Source organism: Tenacibaculum sp. E3R01, assembly GCF_003318185.1.
Classification (GTDB): Bacteria; Bacteroidota; Bacteroidia; order Flavobacteriales; family Flavobacteriaceae; genus Polaribacter; species Polaribacter halocynthiae.
The window spans coordinates 188,991-203,785 of the sequence record NZ_QOCC01000014.1 but is presented as its reverse complement, the minus strand read 5'-3'; the positions used below and the strand labels follow the sequence as shown (position 1 = coordinate 203,785).

Genomic DNA, 14,795 nt, shown 5'->3' with positions numbered 1-14,795 from the left:
TCGAGTACTTGTTGCTAACGTTTAGTATAAGAAACGTAGGACAGTTAAAAAGCACTTCCGTTTCGGTTTATTACTTAGCTAAATATAAATATTTTGCTTTTATCTTTTCTTCTATAAATGCCAAATTTTATATTTGGCGGACATTGTGAATAAGTACAGAACTTTCGGTTTAGCACAAAAGTCCTATGTTTTTTATACATTGTTGTATGCAGTAATTTTTATTCATTTATTAAGAGCGAAATTTCATAGCTATTTTCATTCAAAGTAAATTTAATTGTTTCTTTGGAGTGATTCATTATGTTTAAATCTCCTAAGTCAAATTCTTTGTGATGATTTGGGCATAATAATAAAATATTTTCAAGAGTTTCATTTCCTCTGTCGCTTTTTGCCTTGATATGAGCAGCTTCCACATATTTTGTTCCGTCTTTTTTTCTAATATATTTTCCACAAATTTGGCATTCATTATCTCTCAATAATTTTATTAATGCAATCGCTTTATTATCTCTTTTATATTTTTTCTGATTTGCATAAACTTCCTCTGTTTCTAATTCGGGTAGATTATCTAATTCAGCCTTTAATTCGTCTTTCGATTTTTCTTTGAATAAATCTATAATTTCGATTTGTTCAATTTCATCTTTTTGGATATTCGTTAGTTGAGTTTTCGATAATTTTAAATACTCTTGATAAACTTTTCTAAGTTTTATTTTTGAGTCTCCAGTTGTCAGGATGTAGTCTATATGTTTTTTTAATCCAGATAATGAGATAGATAATTGCTCGTTTCCATAATCTCTTTTTATACATTCCAAAAATCGAGCAAAATAAGCTACAGAAACTGTCCTTTTGAATAAAACACCATTAAATAATTTCGGGTAAACTTGTCCAATTATAATACTTGCAGAACCTTTATTCATATTAATTTTTGAATAGAGTTCATTCATTCCTTCAGACTTTGTTATTTTTCCTTCTAAGACTTTTTTTGAAACTAAATAAGTTATTTCTTCATTGCTCATTCTTGTTAGTTTGCGCGTTTCTGGTTATTGCATACAACGCTGTTTTATAAGCTTTGTTGCGTGGTTTAAACAGTTAATTTAGTAAATAAAACACGTACGGCGAAATTCCGAAGGAATTTCCTAAGTGAGCTAAAATCAGCTATAAAGTTTATATAGTGTTGGTAACTGGCTTTTCTTTAAATTTATCATATACTCTAAAAAATTCGTCTACTGCTTTTTCTTCATCATTTCCGCATTCTTTTAAAATTATATCTTTCCAAGCAGCAGATGTTTCTTTCTGGTTATAGTATTTTACTGTCCATTCGTTTAATCCTAAAAATATATTTTCCTCTTTTATATTATAGACATCAAATGAATAATATATTCCATCAAAAAAACTTTTTAATGTAGATATTCTTTTTTCTCCTATAAACATTGCTGTTCTTATTCGAAAATTTTCAGATTCTAATAACTGTTTTAATTTAGGTTTTTCATTCATGTTTTTTTCGGGTTATTAGATATACTAAATTTAAAGATGAAATTAAAAATGGAATGCTTGTCAAGAAAGCAATTTCATAAACTGAGTTATAACTCCAATTTCCAGAAGTTAGAAAATAGACTGAAATCCATAATATTAGAATTCCGACAATTTCAAATATTCGTTCATACAATTTAGGTTTTAGGAATATGCTAATAACTAAAAATATTTTTCCAATTAAGGATATAAGACCAATTGACATTATTTTATCATTGAATTTTCCTCTCAAAGTAAAACCATAACTATCAATCAAATTTGGAATACTTACAATATCTATAATCCACATTATTCCAATTCCGTGACCAATTCCAAGAATTATAAATGAATGTAGAATTACTGTAAGTATTATTGATTTTGTTTTACTTTTCTTCAAGGTTATTATTTTTCAATGTGCTAATTTTTGCTTGTTACCAACGGTCTCGTATAACCGTCTGTTACGGATTAATATGCGTTAATTTTCGGCTTAGCACTGGCTTTAGCAATTCCGAGTGGATTCGGACGTAGTCGAATCTGCCGTAATTGCGGTTATACATTGTTACCCAACGTTTTTTTACTCCGATTTTAGTTTTTCAGTCAATTCAGTCAAACACTTGTCAAATTCCGATTGGTTTACAGTCAATGACTTTTCATTTTCGATATCAAAGTCAGTTATTGATTCATAATATTCAGTCGGATTTATTGGGTCAACGCTCCAACCTTCTCGTCTTGAAAATCCGTATGTCAAATTCAAGTCGTTTTTCTTTTCCACTCTTAAACATCCAGTATATTGGTCGGAAAAATCAATTGGCAAGTAAATAACTTGTCCGTTTTTCATTTCCGCTTGCTTTTTATTCCACGAAGCGATTAACTCCGCAACAGCATTTTTAATTTCTTTTATTCCCCTTTTCGGTTCAATTGCTAAAGCGAAATAGTAAGTGTCAAATTTTTGCTGACTTATCAAATTTGGAATTTCAAAGATTAAATCTTGGTGTCCTCCTTTATCATTTTCAATAATTTCTATTTTCAGCAGGTTGTTCATCAAATGTTGGGTAACGTGTTTGTATATGGTTTGTTGCGTGTTTTAAACACCTAATTTAGTAAATACAAACCGAATAGAAAATCCGCGAAGATTTTCGTAAGTAGGCTAGAACTAGCAATAAATTATATACGGTGTTACCTGCAGTTTTTATTCCGTTGATATTATTAAATATTTTCTAACTTCATTATAAATTTTATGAGGAACGTCTAATCTTTCAAAATGGTCCATTTTAGAATATGCTAATTCCATTTCATTTATTTTAATTGACAGTTCTTCTGAGTTAATTTGAGAAATAAATATATTTAAATTTTTCCAAGAAGATTTAGGCCAGTCCTTGTCAAAATCAACTTCCCATTTTGACCACTTGGTTAATATTTTACCAATATTAAAAATTGCTAGCTCTTTAGATGACAGATTGTATTCTATTCCTTCTATAATTCCGGTAAATTCATTTGATATTAGTTCGGCAGTATCCCAATTAAATTTAGTTTGTCTTTCTCCTTCAAAGAACATATATTCTTTGTATTTATCAATTAAAATGGATACTCTTTTATATTCAGTTTTATTTAGAACATTACTTGAAGAATATTTAATAGTCATAATCACCGATTGAATTTGTAATGGGTTTTCTCCTGCCATTTCTCCAAATTCACCAAAAATTAAACTATTATAAAAATTAAGATTAAGTGTATTATAAACTAAATCAAGAATACTAAATAATCTAATATTTTTAGCCTCTGTAAGTACATTTTCTGATAGATTTAATTGTGGATAATGTTTATTCATTACAGCTTGGTTTTTGACAAGCTCTTGGATTATGTCATTCCAAAATAACATCATTACAGGGAAATCACCTTTATTCGTTCTTTCTTGAGAAAGTATTCTTATTTCTCTTTGAATTGTAGCATCAGTTTCAGTTGAAATAGCAAAATAGAACATATCTATTTTAGGTTGAAACGACTCAGCTTTGATTATTTCTTCTTTGATTAATTCAATAGTTACTTTTGTCTTGTAATTTTTACACTGAACACCAATACATTTAAAAATATGGTTTGAACCAAAAATATCTACACCATTTTGAGGTTGTCCTTGTCTTCCGTTCATTTGTAAATCTGGGTTTTCCCATCTTATTTTACAAGCATCTAAGGTTAATTCCTCAAACTCTTCCCAAGACTTAGGTGGCGGGATTTTCATAGAACTTAGTGTAGGCATATTTATGTTAGTTTTTATTTAGTTTTCAGGTTCTTTAAATTAACATTTATACTGTCCAAAATTGAATTTGTTTTGTGAATATCCTGTTCTATGTTTTTTTGTAATTCTATACTTTCTTTATTTTCAATTACGTTGTCATCTTTTTGAGAGAGAGTCACCAAGTAAATAATAAAACCACTTAATCCAACTGTTAAAACAAATTTAAATATCTCAAAAAAGTATGATTTAATTCTACTTTGCTGTACTTTATTTTTAATTACTAATTGTTTAACAAGCTTGAGATAACTAATTCTTAATTTATCCATTGAAGTAGGACTTCCGTCTAAACTCGTACATTCCATATAAGAAATAAATATTTTCCAATGATTTGATAAAACTGATTTTCTTAAAAGCTCATTAGGATTCAATCTTTTATGCAGAAGTATAAAGTCTTCTTTTTGTGATTGGTTTTCAGGATTTGCAGGATATAGAAAAACGGTAACATAACCATCGTCATTTCTTTTATATAGCAAAGTAGCACCAGATTCAGTGAGTGCTTTCCATTCGCTTCCACGAGTTATAGTTTCATAAGCTCGATTGCCGAAAAATACATCTACAGAACGTTCATTCAGTTTATTAGACCTATCTCCTCTAAATTTATGTAAAGAATAAGCTTTATTAAACTGTTCAGCTCTTTCGTCTTTTTCGTGAAAATCATTGAAAGTACTTAAGAATATTTCATCTCTAAATTTTTTAAATAATTTAATTCTTTCAATTCTGTTTGTATTCAATTTTGAGTGAGTTTAAATTGCAGGTAACGTTGTTGTATAAGATTAGTTGCGTGTTTTAAGCAACTAATTTACTAGATTAATTACGAACGGCGAAATTCCGAAGGAATTTCCCAAGTGAGCAAAAACCAGCAATTAATTTTATACGGTGTTGGCAATAGTTATTTTTTTATCAGTTCGATATTTCCACAATCAATATCAAATTCCGTTTTCATAAATCCTCGAGTAATTTCCCATTCATTTCTTTCTGATATTATTTCTTTTGTTAAATACCCTTTTTTATTAATCTTGATTTTTATGCTATCAAAACGTCTTAATGATACTATTGTGTCATTGTATATTCCGTTTATATTGGTTTGGGTTATTTTTTTTTCAAAATTCCATTCCATACTATTCGTGTAACAAATAAATTCAACATTCGCATTTTCAATTGTACCCTTATGTTTTTTATCAGATATTTTTCCGCTTATATAGAAATCATTTTCAGGGTCGCAACTAATAAATATTATTGAAATAAAAATCAAAAAGAGAAGTTTCGTTTTCATTAGTTAGTATTTCTTCAGTTTTGAGTGAGTTCAATTATTGCCAACGTATTTGTGTATGGTTAGTTGCTTAATTTTAACTTAAAAGTAATTCAAATAGATGAAATTAATTGTCTACGAGATTTGTCCGAAGGAGCAAATCCGTAAGCAATTAATTATACATTTTGTTAGCTACAGTTTTTGTGTCAATATTTTATTATTAAACTTTTCAATGTATTTTTTCGTATAACTTTTAGAAAAAGGAACTAACCAAAACATATTTAAATTCCTGTCTTTTTTAATAAAACGTGAATAACCATTCAATGTCTCATTTTTTGTGTTAAATTTAAATTTAGTAAGAATATCATTTTCGGATTCTATCTGTTCAGTTATATCAACAGTTTTAATATTTGGAATTTTTAGTCTAAAAGTCTCTAAGTATTGTTCGAAATAGTTTTTTAAATCAATGTTTTTATCTTTAAGCTCTATAGCATAAAGAATTATTGATTTGTCCTTTTTTCCGTCGTTGTATATCTCAAGTTTATTATAGTATTCTTTAAGGTTTTTAGGAATGTCAGAATTGATTAATTTTAATTCAGTTGGTGACGAAAATTCAATTGTATTTATAATCTGATTAGTCCATTTTTTTTCTAATTCATTTTCGACATTAAAAGCAATAATACTTAAAGGAATTACTATTAAAATGCTTAGAGTTATAATTTTAATAGTCAAAGTTTTTTTCTTTGTTAAATAATGAGCTAAAAAACCTAATGAAATTCCAATAATTGTCAAACCAACTGTAAAAGCTATGTTTTTATCTTTTAATATTTCAGTAATGTTTCCAAATAATATGGCAGGAGCGATAATAAAAAGTAATTTCCAAATATTTGTTTTTTTTTCTTTGTTCAAAGTTTATTTTTTAATTGTAGCTAACGTATTTGTGTATGATTTTTTGCGGGAAAAGGACGCGAGTCTTTTTCCGATGTTGCGGAAAGATAATTAATAAGATTGAATTTCCGCCGAAGAAATTCAGCCGCAATTAATTATACGCTTTGTTGTAGTGTCGTTTTACTATTTAAATTTATCAAGTTCGTATTTAAAAAAAGTTTCAAATTCTCCCTTAATAGTCAGTCTGTATTGCTTGATTAAATCAAAAATTAAGTCTTTAATTGTTAATACTCTAGTATCGATTTTTGGTCTGTCATTTAGCTGAAACAAAGAAGATAAACTTAATTTATTTCTTTTACTAACCGGGATAAGAAGCTGATTTTTTATTGCATTATAAATTTTAAGTCTATCCGTTTGGTTAAACTTCTTGTCCAAAAATGACTCACTGAACAATTCGTTTTCAAATAGATTATGCATTTTCAATGAATTTAAGATTCTAGATTTTAAAAATACATATGCAATATCATTACGTAAAATAACATTATTTTGAATAAGCTCTAATTTAGTTTTATCTACGGGAAAACTAAAACTGTGTTTTATTTCTAGTTCTTTAGTATTTCTTGGATAAGTTCTCATCTATGATAATCTTCTTAGTATCTTGTTTTAAATGCACTACAACGGTTTCGTATAACCGTCAGTTACGGATTAAATTAACATTTATTTTTGGCTTAGCACTGGCTTTAGCAATTCCGAGTGGATTCGGACGTAGTCGAATCCGCCGTAATTGCGGTTATACATTGTTGTAAAATGTTTTTATTTAATTTTTTTTATTTTCGGTGGTGGTAGATATATTTCCATTCTCCTATTAATGTATATGTTCAGTTTTAAAGAATCAGAAGCATCTTTTTGAATTTCATTAAATACGCTAGTTACTTTTAAAATCAAATTTTCTAATTCATCTATTTCACTCGTTAATGAAATCACAAGTTTTCCAGGTGAGTCAGAAAATCTATTATTTTTACCAAAATTCAGTAAATCTTTTTTCAGTACAGTTTTTAATTCTCCAATAGGATAATCTTTTTCTTTTTTTATACTGTCTTTTGATATGCTCAAAATATTTTTAAATTTCAATAATATTGGGTAACATTGACCAAAAGTAGTGGAGGTTAAATAATTATATCTTGCATTTACATTTTCAATTTTTAGATAAGCCTTCTTTCCGCGATAATTTAAATTCTCAAGACTATCAACCAATTGATTAAAGTTTTTAAATTCTTTTACCTCTAAAAATCTATAGTTTTCGCTTTTTGAGAATTCAGATTTGTTTGGGTAATAAAATTCTTTTACAACTTTTTTTTCATTGTTTTTGCAAGAAATTAGAATTAATGATGTGAGCAGTAATTTTATTAAATACCTCAAATTTCAAATGTTTTACAACGGCTTCGGCTATGAGTAGTTGCGTGAATTTAGCAATAAATTCCGCAAGTACAAACTGACGGCGGAAATTCCGCAGGAATTTCCAAAATAACCGAGAGTAAGCAATTACTTATAGCCATTGTTGCCCACAGTTTTTATTTCCAGTTTTAATAGTTCCGTATATGGGTTTCCTTTCAATCCCAATAGTTCTGCAAAAGCAGGTTCAGTTTTTAGTCCGTCAGATTTTAATTCCTTTATTTTCTGCTTAAACTTAAGTCCTTTTTCGCTTAAAATTCTGTTTTCGATAAGCATATGTCGATAAGCATTTTGCTTTTCGGTAGGAATGTTTTGCCCAAAGATTTCAAACAAAAAATTGTCCGTTTTAAATTCCGCAATAGTTGATTCAATTCCGTACTGTTTTTTTGAGTAAACTTTAAAATCTTTTTTTTCTGAAAACTTACTTGATAAATATGCCTTAAATTCAGATTGATTTTCGCATTCGCAAATAATATCTAAATCGCTTTCAGGTAAATCAATTCCGATTGGGATTGTACCAGTCAAAAGCGGATTATATTTTTCGAGTATCTCAAAAATTTTTTGCTTTTTAATTTCATCAAAAGCAAGTTTTTGTCTTTCGTTTCCGTGTTTTAAGTATTCTATATTTCTAAAATTTTCAATCAAATCTCGATTTTCTCAAATTGTGGGCAACGTTGTTGTATAAGATTAGTTGCGTGTTTCAAGCAACTAATTTAGTAGATTAATCACGAACGGCGAAATTCCAAAGGAATTTCCCAAGTGAGCCAAAACCAGCAATTAATTTTATATGGTGTTGGGCTTTCGTTTTTATTCCTTTTTTTCATAAACAGAACTTAATTCATAATCTCCTTTATCTTTAACGTAAAAAGCTTGTTCATTATCTTTATCAAATTCTGGACTTAATTTATAATTTCCTTTTTTCCAATTTTTAATAATTTTTTCAGTCGAAATTATAATTTTCTTTGATTCTATCATTTGAGAAGGAAATTTATTCCAAGGTAAGCTGTAAGTTGCTTGTTCAAATTTTATTGCAACTGAATCTCCATATATTTCTTTAAATAGTTCAGGGAATTTTCGATTTTTTAAAGGTAAATAATGGTTCGTAAATGGATTGAATAAAAGCGGATTCAAAAATTTTCCACCAGCAATTTCTCCTTTTTTTAGAGGGGTAATATATATTCCTGTTCCACAACCAAAACCTCCAAAAGGAATAGAGTCAATTTTTCCTTTTTTAAATACATTGTAACTAATTCTAATTCTCGAATTTGCTTCTCCCCAAGTTACATAATAAAATTTTTCATTTGTCGTATTTTTGAAACCTAAATATATTGAATCTAATTTTTCAAAATCTTTTGGATTTGAAATCCATTCAACTGGTCTTTTGTTTTCTTCAGAAACGTTATTCCAACAGTTGTCCCAAAATTCTTCCCAAGGTCTTTCTTTATCTTTTTTATAGAAAGATTTAGCTACAAATAAATCAAAGAATGGAGTTTTCTGATATGGCTCATTCTTAAATTTATTAAACTTCGAAACTATTATCCCAATAGCAATAATTAAAATTAAAAAAAATGCAATAATTATCTTCTTTTTCATTTTTTTGAGTTCGAGTGAGAAATGAAGCCCAACGGTCTTGTATATGAAAAGTAGGTGATTTTGAAGTGCTGAACTTTCGATTTAGTACAAAGTTTGACGCGAGTAAAAAGTTTTGAATTTAGTGCTATTGCGCCTATTTTTTATATACATTGTTAGCTGTAGATTTTTTTTTGAATAAATCTAATGTGTGATTCCAAATTTCATTAAAAATGGCTTCTATATCATTATTAGCATTTATAATAATTACATTATCTTTCTTTCCTTCTTTTTCAATTGCTCTTAAATAATTTTCTCTTGCTTGAGTAATTTTAAATTCGGTTTCATAAAAGTCATTAAAATTTCTATTCTTAGAGATTCTTTTTAAACTTTCAGATACAGGAACATCTAAATAAAAGACTATGTCTGGTCTAAGTAATTCAGCGCAAAGAGTATTCATTTCAATTACTTTATCTAAGGGTATGTGAGGTACATGATATGCATATGATGAATAATAATATCTATCAGATACAACATTAATTCCATCGTTTAGAAAATTTAAGATTCCATTTGATTCATTTTGTAAATGATCCAATCTATCAGCAAGAAATAAAGAGGCTATAGTCTTTTCATCTGTTTTAATTCTACGATTTAAAATATTTCTTATCACAGAACCGATTGGACTATCAGTAGGTTCAAACGTGTAATAAGATTTTGTTATTTCATTATTGATTTTTTCATGTAGCATTTTACTAATTGTGGATTTTCCAGATCCATCAATTCCTTCAAAAACAATAAATTTCCCTTTATTATTCATTAATTATTCGTTTTAATATTTTAAGACCATTTGAGAGAATTAAGTTGAAATAAGAATTTGTATTTGATACAATATCTTTTTTATGATATAAAGAATAGTCGATTATCTCTTCTAAAAATTTATCCAGATTTTCACTAGCTTCATTAATTTCCAAATAATGTTCATACCATATGAATTTATGTTTCTCTTTTAATTGATTTAGAGGCAAATTAATTTGTAGTTTGTCTAATTGGTAATTTCCAGTTAATTTTATAGGCTCAAGTTCTTTTTGTATTAATGCTTTTATAGATAAGTTAATTATATTAATACAATATATTTTTTCAAAATTTGATTTTCTGAGATCTATTGATTCAATATGAATTAAATCCGAAAATGTAGTTAAACCGAAGATCCTCCAATCTGAACCAGTATTATTGAATTCTTCAATTAGATGTTTTTCACAAATTTCATATATGTTATTGTTTGTCATAGAGTTTTTTATTTACACCACATTCAATTTGATTTTTTCCTCTTGAGTAATAATGGCACAAGTTACTATTATTACATTTATTAATAAGACTTAAGTTATTATTTATATGTTTTTCTATAAAAAATGTGTCAGCTATTAATGATCTTCCAAGAGAATAGGAAAGGTTTGAATAGCTAATTTCTAGGTTTTTGATATTCCAAATATTACCACTTAAATTCCAATGAATTTTCTGATTTTCTTTGATATACTTTTTCAAAACAGGATACATAAAACTATGATTGTAGGTTGTTTTTGGATAAATCAAACCTTTTGAGAAATTATAAATACCATTAGATATGCTTAGCATGTCAATTTGATTGATTTCAAGTAAAGAATTTAAGAAGTTAATTTCATTTATATTCAGGTCTTCACGTATTTCATCTTCAAATAAACTTATTCGTATATCTAAAATAATATCCGACAAGCTAGAACTAATCCCTGAAATTATTTCCTTTAAAATCAATAAAGGATCAGTTCCGTATTCATCTTTTCTAATATTAAAGGTTTTACTTATAAAAGTATTTAATAAATAACCATGCGCTGCATGAATTTGAATTACTTTAAAGCCACAATCAATTAATTTTAAAATACCATCCTGAAAATCCTTAACTATATTTTTTAATTCATTTTTTGTAAATGAATTAATTTCTTGTTGAATAGTCTTTATATATTCATTTTTATTTTTGTTCTTCCAGCTTTTGATAGGTGTATATTTTGATTTATAACATGCGATTTGCGCACCAGCGATTACATTATTTATACTAATCTCTTTTGCTAATTTTTTAAATTCAGACATATCTTCTTGGATATATAAAGTGTTTGAATTAGTTGTTAGCTCAGAAGATATAGAAATGTTACCAACATAATTGATACCTAAATATTGATTAGATCTTAGCTTTTGGAAACTGATTAATTCTTTTGAAGGTAATCCGTTTTTTGCTAACCCAGGATTTATAGGGGCAAAATGATATTGAGATGATATATCAATATTCTTAATGTTTAATTTATTAATCATTCTTGTTTTTGTCTAAAAAATAAATTACATAAAAACTAATTATATTTGTCACTAACCCTAAAATTATTGTATAGAAAGGGCTGAATAAATCAGTTTTATCTATTAAAATGGTAATACCTAATAAGAGTAAAGAAAAAGTAAAATATACAATTGTAGCTAAGATTAATTTCCTTTCAACATTAAGTAATCTTGAAATTACTTTAGAATATTTTTTTCCGTAAATTCTTACAATTTCACTATGCGTGTCACCTATTCTAGCATCACTTTTTAAGTCTTTTTCTTCTAGAATGTATGAATGTGGAATTGGCCAAATTTTTGTTTGATATCCATGTTGGCTTTTATAAGGCTTACTAACAGAGTTTTTTAAGACAGAAAATTCAATTTTAGCAATAGAATCTTCAGGATTTATTTTTATGTAATTTGAAGAAGAGTTATATAAAATAATGCCCAATTGCCCTTCAAAACCTGGGTCAGCATAAGTGTTAACAGGTAATAATCCAATCGAAAACAGCTTGCCTTTAGTTAAAATTCTAGATATAATGTAGTCAGGTATGTTTAAGTGCTCAAATGTTATTATTACTACTGATTGTTTGGGCTTAATTAAGATATAAGAATATCCATCTTTAGAAAGATCTATAGGTTTATTTGGTTGATCTAAATCATAGTATATCTCACTTGCTCTAAGCTCGTAACAAGCCTGTTTTATGTTTTTTGCATTAAAATTTTCAGATATTAATACATTAGATGAACAAAATTTATTGATTTCATCATCATTAAGGGTTCCTGTATATCTTGGTTTTGTCATTTTTTAATTTACAGCTAACGTTTAGTGTATGGTGTCGTAGCATCCCGAAGGGTGCTATGCACTATACACATTGTTGTATGCCGTTTTTATTTTATTCATTTCGTTTTTAGCGTTGGCGAGAAAGCTCTTTGCAACCGTACGAAGGAGGATTGCAATGTGCTTGAACACGCGTTGGCTTAATCTTCTAATTTTAATGCAACTCCTTTAAAACTTTCTAAGGCATCCTCAATATTCTCAACTATTTCTTGAGCTAAGACTGAAGGCTCAGGCAAATTATCCAAATCAAGCATATTTTCACTACGAAGCCAGAATATGTTTAAACTGGTTTTATCTCTTTCTGAAATTTCATTATAAGAATACTTTCTCCACCTTCCTTCCGGATTTACCTTAGACCAAGTTTCTTTACGTTTCTTTGCTTTAAACAATTTTACAAACTCTGAGAGGTTCTCAGATCTCAAAGGGTTTTTCTTAGGTGTATGTCTAACATTTGTTCTGTAATCGTAATACCAGATATTTTTGGTTTGTGGAGTTTTTGAATCCTTTTTTTTGTTAAAAAACAAAACGTTAGATTTCACCCCTTGAGCATAAAAAATTCCAGTTGGAAGCCTAAGGATAGTATGTAGTTCCGTTTCTTCCATCAATTTCTTTCTGATTACTTCTCCCGCTCCTCCTTCAAAAAGAACATTGTCAGGTAAAACAACAGCAGCACGACCATTTTCATTTAGCATAGTCACAATATGTTGCAGAAATGCTAACTGTTTGTTGCTTGTTGTAACCCAAAAATCCTTTCTTAAAAAATAACCATCTTTCTTTGATTGCTCTACACTTATTGTTGGGATATCGCTACTACTCACTCCAAACGGTGGGTTAGCTAAGATAATATCGACTTTTTCATTCTCAACAACCTTACCGTGCTCCAGTCTTTTTAGACTGTCAGTAACCTCTATTTCTGGAGTTTCCTTGAGGTCTCCAATTCCATGAAGGAAAAGATTCATAAGACATAACCGAGCGGTTGATTTTTCAATTTCCCATCCGTGAAATGTCTCAAACTTCAAGAAATGAGCTTCTTCTTTAGTTAATTTATGATTATTTAATTCTTCTAATGCACCTAGAAAAAAGCCCCCTGTTCCGCAGGAAGGGTCAGCAATTTTTTCTAAGGGTTTAGGACTTATACAATCTACCATAGCTGATATAACAGAGCGAGGGGTAAAGTACTGTCCAGCACCACTATTCTCAGCATTTTTTTGGAGAAGTGATTCGTATATTTCTCCTTTAATATCTACTTCTTGAGAAGTCCAATTTTCTCCATCTATAAGCTGAATCAATTTCTTTAATTTGGCTGAATCATGGATTTTATTTTGTGCTCCAGCAAATATTTTGCTCAACATTCCCCCAGAGTTTGCCAAGTCTTTCAAAAGCTTTTCGTATGATTCAATTATGTGCTCACTCGCTAAAATTGCTTGCCAATCACATCCTGCAGGCAACTTATATTCTTTAGGGTTTTCATCCGCCATTTTTAGAAACAAAAGAAATGTCAATTGTTCTAGGTAATCACCATACCCAAGACCGTCATCTCTCAATGTATCACAAAACGACCATATTTTATTTACCAAATTATTTGTAGACATAAATTCTAATTTTAAACCTTATAATTTCATTCTTGATAATCTCTTCCTAAGCCACTCCAACTCTCTTGTTATAAATTGTTGTGATTGAATTAAAAAATAAATTATTTTCACAGTTAGCCAAAAAATCAAAGAGAGGTCCTTTAATTAAATTAGCTTGCTCATACCATTTTCTGTTAAATCTTCTTCCAAAAAATCCTAGTTGTTCCTTTATTAGATCAGAGTCATTTAAGTCAATGTTATCTTCTATGCAATCCAAAACAAAATCATTTATCCATGTTTCATAATTTGGGATTAAAAAGTCTGTCAAATATCGTGTTTTGATATTGAAAATTTCGTCCCAGGTCTCTGTTTCACCATTGGCAGGGTCAAATAAAATCTCCCAATTCCCTTCTTGATTATTAATATCTGTTTGAGGAATTATACTACTACTAAAATCAAGTGTAACAGAGATGTGGTTACTATACGGATAAACAAAGGTTCTTCTCACTCCTTGATCAGTATAGAGAATATCCTTTGCCCCTTTGTTTTTTGAATTGCAGTCATGGCACATTGGAGCCAAATTCTTTGGATGAATTGAAACCAAAGGGTATAGTGCTTTTGGAGCCAAATGATCATAATCTTCTCTGAACGTTTTATGCAAAGTGTGTATACCGCAAAATGGACATACTTTATGATCTAATGCATCATAAATTAATTGGTAGTGATCCTTTATGTTCCATCTGTTATACTTAACGCAAGTAAATAGAAAGTCTGCAAGTTGCTTGAAAGAATCATTGCCGATTAGGCTATTTATACTATCCGTTTTGCAATCATCCAAGTCAATTGTAGTGTCAGAGAATACCTGATTAAATTCTTGTATGTTGTTCAGCAATTCAATGAACCTAGTTTTTTCATTATCCCCTAATGCTTTAAATGAATTAAAGAAGTTCTCAAACTTTTCTTTAAGTTTTGGAGATTCATTTAATATGTCAACAAAGTCAACATGAAAATAATTATTGAGAACAAACCTACTTCTTGAGTTAGTACCAGCCAATGAATTAACGAATTGAACTAAGTATTGATTCAAAT

The 14,795-nt window shown here is 28.6% G+C and carries 18 protein-coding genes; all 18 read right to left on the bottom strand.

All coding sequences use genetic code 11. The features are described from left to right. Positions 1-218: 218 nt before the first annotated feature. The 18 genes from DS884_RS03735 to DS884_RS03650 all read right to left on the bottom strand — a co-directional run bounded on the left by DS884_RS03735 (position 219) and on the right by DS884_RS03650 (position 14,760). Positions 219-1,010, bottom strand: coding sequence for an HNH endonuclease (locus tag DS884_RS03735; protein WP_113785839.1), 792 nt, complete (start codon positions 1,008-1,010; stop codon positions 219-221). Positions 1,011-1,158: 148 nt separating this feature from the next. Next, the gene (locus DS884_RS03730; RefSeq protein ID WP_113785838.1) at positions 1,159-1,488 is read right to left on the bottom strand and encodes a hypothetical protein; all 330 of its coding nucleotides are present in this window, start codon (positions 1,486-1,488) and stop codon (positions 1,159-1,161) included. Then, positions 1,481-1,900 (bottom strand): hypothetical protein, encoded by a 420-nt coding sequence (locus DS884_RS03725; protein ID WP_113785837.1) that lies wholly within the window; start codon positions 1,898-1,900, stop codon positions 1,481-1,483. Before DS884_RS03725 ends, DS884_RS03730 begins: the two co-directional genes overlap by 8 nt. A 177-nt stretch (positions 1,901-2,077) precedes the next feature. Further along, entirely contained in the window at positions 2,078-2,545 is a 468-nt protein-coding gene (locus DS884_RS03720) for a hypothetical protein (protein WP_113785836.1), read from the bottom strand. Between the two features lie 147 nt (positions 2,546-2,692). Continuing rightward, positions 2,693-3,739, bottom strand: coding sequence for a hypothetical protein (locus DS884_RS03715; RefSeq protein ID WP_147239368.1), 1,047 nt, complete (start codon positions 3,737-3,739; stop codon positions 2,693-2,695). Between the two features lie 32 nt (positions 3,740-3,771). Next, on the bottom strand, positions 3,772-4,527 hold the full coding sequence (locus DS884_RS03710; RefSeq protein WP_113785834.1) for a hypothetical protein: 756 nt from the start codon (positions 4,525-4,527) through the stop codon (positions 3,772-3,774). Between the two features lie 158 nt (positions 4,528-4,685). Beyond that, positions 4,686-5,069, bottom strand: coding sequence for a hypothetical protein (locus DS884_RS03705; protein ID WP_113785833.1), 384 nt, complete (start codon positions 5,067-5,069; stop codon positions 4,686-4,688). Positions 5,070-5,237: 168 nt separating this feature from the next. Beyond that, positions 5,238-5,954, bottom strand: a complete 717-nt coding sequence (locus DS884_RS03700; RefSeq protein ID WP_113785832.1) for a hypothetical protein — start codon at positions 5,952-5,954, stop codon at positions 5,238-5,240. A 162-nt stretch (positions 5,955-6,116) separates the two neighbouring features. Continuing rightward, the gene (locus DS884_RS03695; RefSeq protein ID WP_113785831.1) at positions 6,117-6,569 is read right to left on the bottom strand and encodes a hypothetical protein; all 453 of its coding nucleotides are present in this window, start codon (positions 6,567-6,569) and stop codon (positions 6,117-6,119) included. Positions 6,570-6,746: 177 nt separating this feature from the next. Continuing rightward, positions 6,747-7,352: a hypothetical protein gene (locus tag DS884_RS03690; RefSeq protein WP_113785830.1), complete on the bottom strand. Its 606-nt coding sequence runs from the start codon at positions 7,350-7,352 to the stop codon at positions 6,747-6,749. A 123-nt stretch (positions 7,353-7,475) separates the two neighbouring features. Next, positions 7,476-8,030: a DUF4269 domain-containing protein gene (locus tag DS884_RS03685; RefSeq protein ID WP_113785829.1), complete on the bottom strand. Its 555-nt coding sequence runs from the start codon at positions 8,028-8,030 to the stop codon at positions 7,476-7,478. 162 nt (positions 8,031-8,192) lie between these two features. Beyond that, complete coding sequence (locus DS884_RS03680) at positions 8,193-8,978, bottom strand: hypothetical protein (protein ID WP_113785828.1); 786 nt, start codon at positions 8,976-8,978, stop codon at positions 8,193-8,195. A 133-nt stretch (positions 8,979-9,111) separates the two neighbouring features. Next, positions 9,112-9,771: a dTMP kinase gene (gene tmk, locus DS884_RS03675; RefSeq protein WP_113785827.1), complete on the bottom strand. Its 660-nt coding sequence runs from the start codon at positions 9,769-9,771 to the stop codon at positions 9,112-9,114. Continuing rightward, entirely contained in the window at positions 9,764-10,240 is a 477-nt protein-coding gene (locus DS884_RS03670; RefSeq protein ID WP_113785826.1) for a hypothetical protein, read from the bottom strand. The genes tmk and DS884_RS03670 overlap by 8 nt, the downstream gene beginning before the upstream one ends. Continuing rightward, positions 10,227-11,294: a hypothetical protein gene (locus DS884_RS03665; RefSeq protein ID WP_113785825.1), complete on the bottom strand. Its 1,068-nt coding sequence runs from the start codon at positions 11,292-11,294 to the stop codon at positions 10,227-10,229. The genes DS884_RS03670 and DS884_RS03665 overlap by 14 nt, the downstream gene beginning before the upstream one ends. Continuing rightward, positions 11,287-12,099, bottom strand: coding sequence for a dCTP deaminase domain-containing protein (locus DS884_RS03660; RefSeq protein ID WP_113785824.1), 813 nt, complete (start codon positions 12,097-12,099; stop codon positions 11,287-11,289). The genes DS884_RS03665 and DS884_RS03660 overlap by 8 nt, the downstream gene beginning before the upstream one ends. A 176-nt stretch (positions 12,100-12,275) precedes the next feature. Further along, positions 12,276-13,727 (bottom strand): class I SAM-dependent DNA methyltransferase, encoded by a 1,452-nt coding sequence (locus DS884_RS03655; protein WP_113785823.1) that lies wholly within the window; start codon positions 13,725-13,727, stop codon positions 12,276-12,278. A gap of 46 nt (positions 13,728-13,773) precedes the next feature. Continuing rightward, positions 13,774-14,760 carry a hypothetical protein gene (locus DS884_RS03650; protein WP_147239367.1) on the bottom strand — a complete coding sequence of 329 codons (987 nt, stop codon included), beginning with the start codon at positions 14,758-14,760 and terminating at the stop codon, positions 13,774-13,776. Positions 14,761-14,795: the final 35 nt, after the last annotated feature.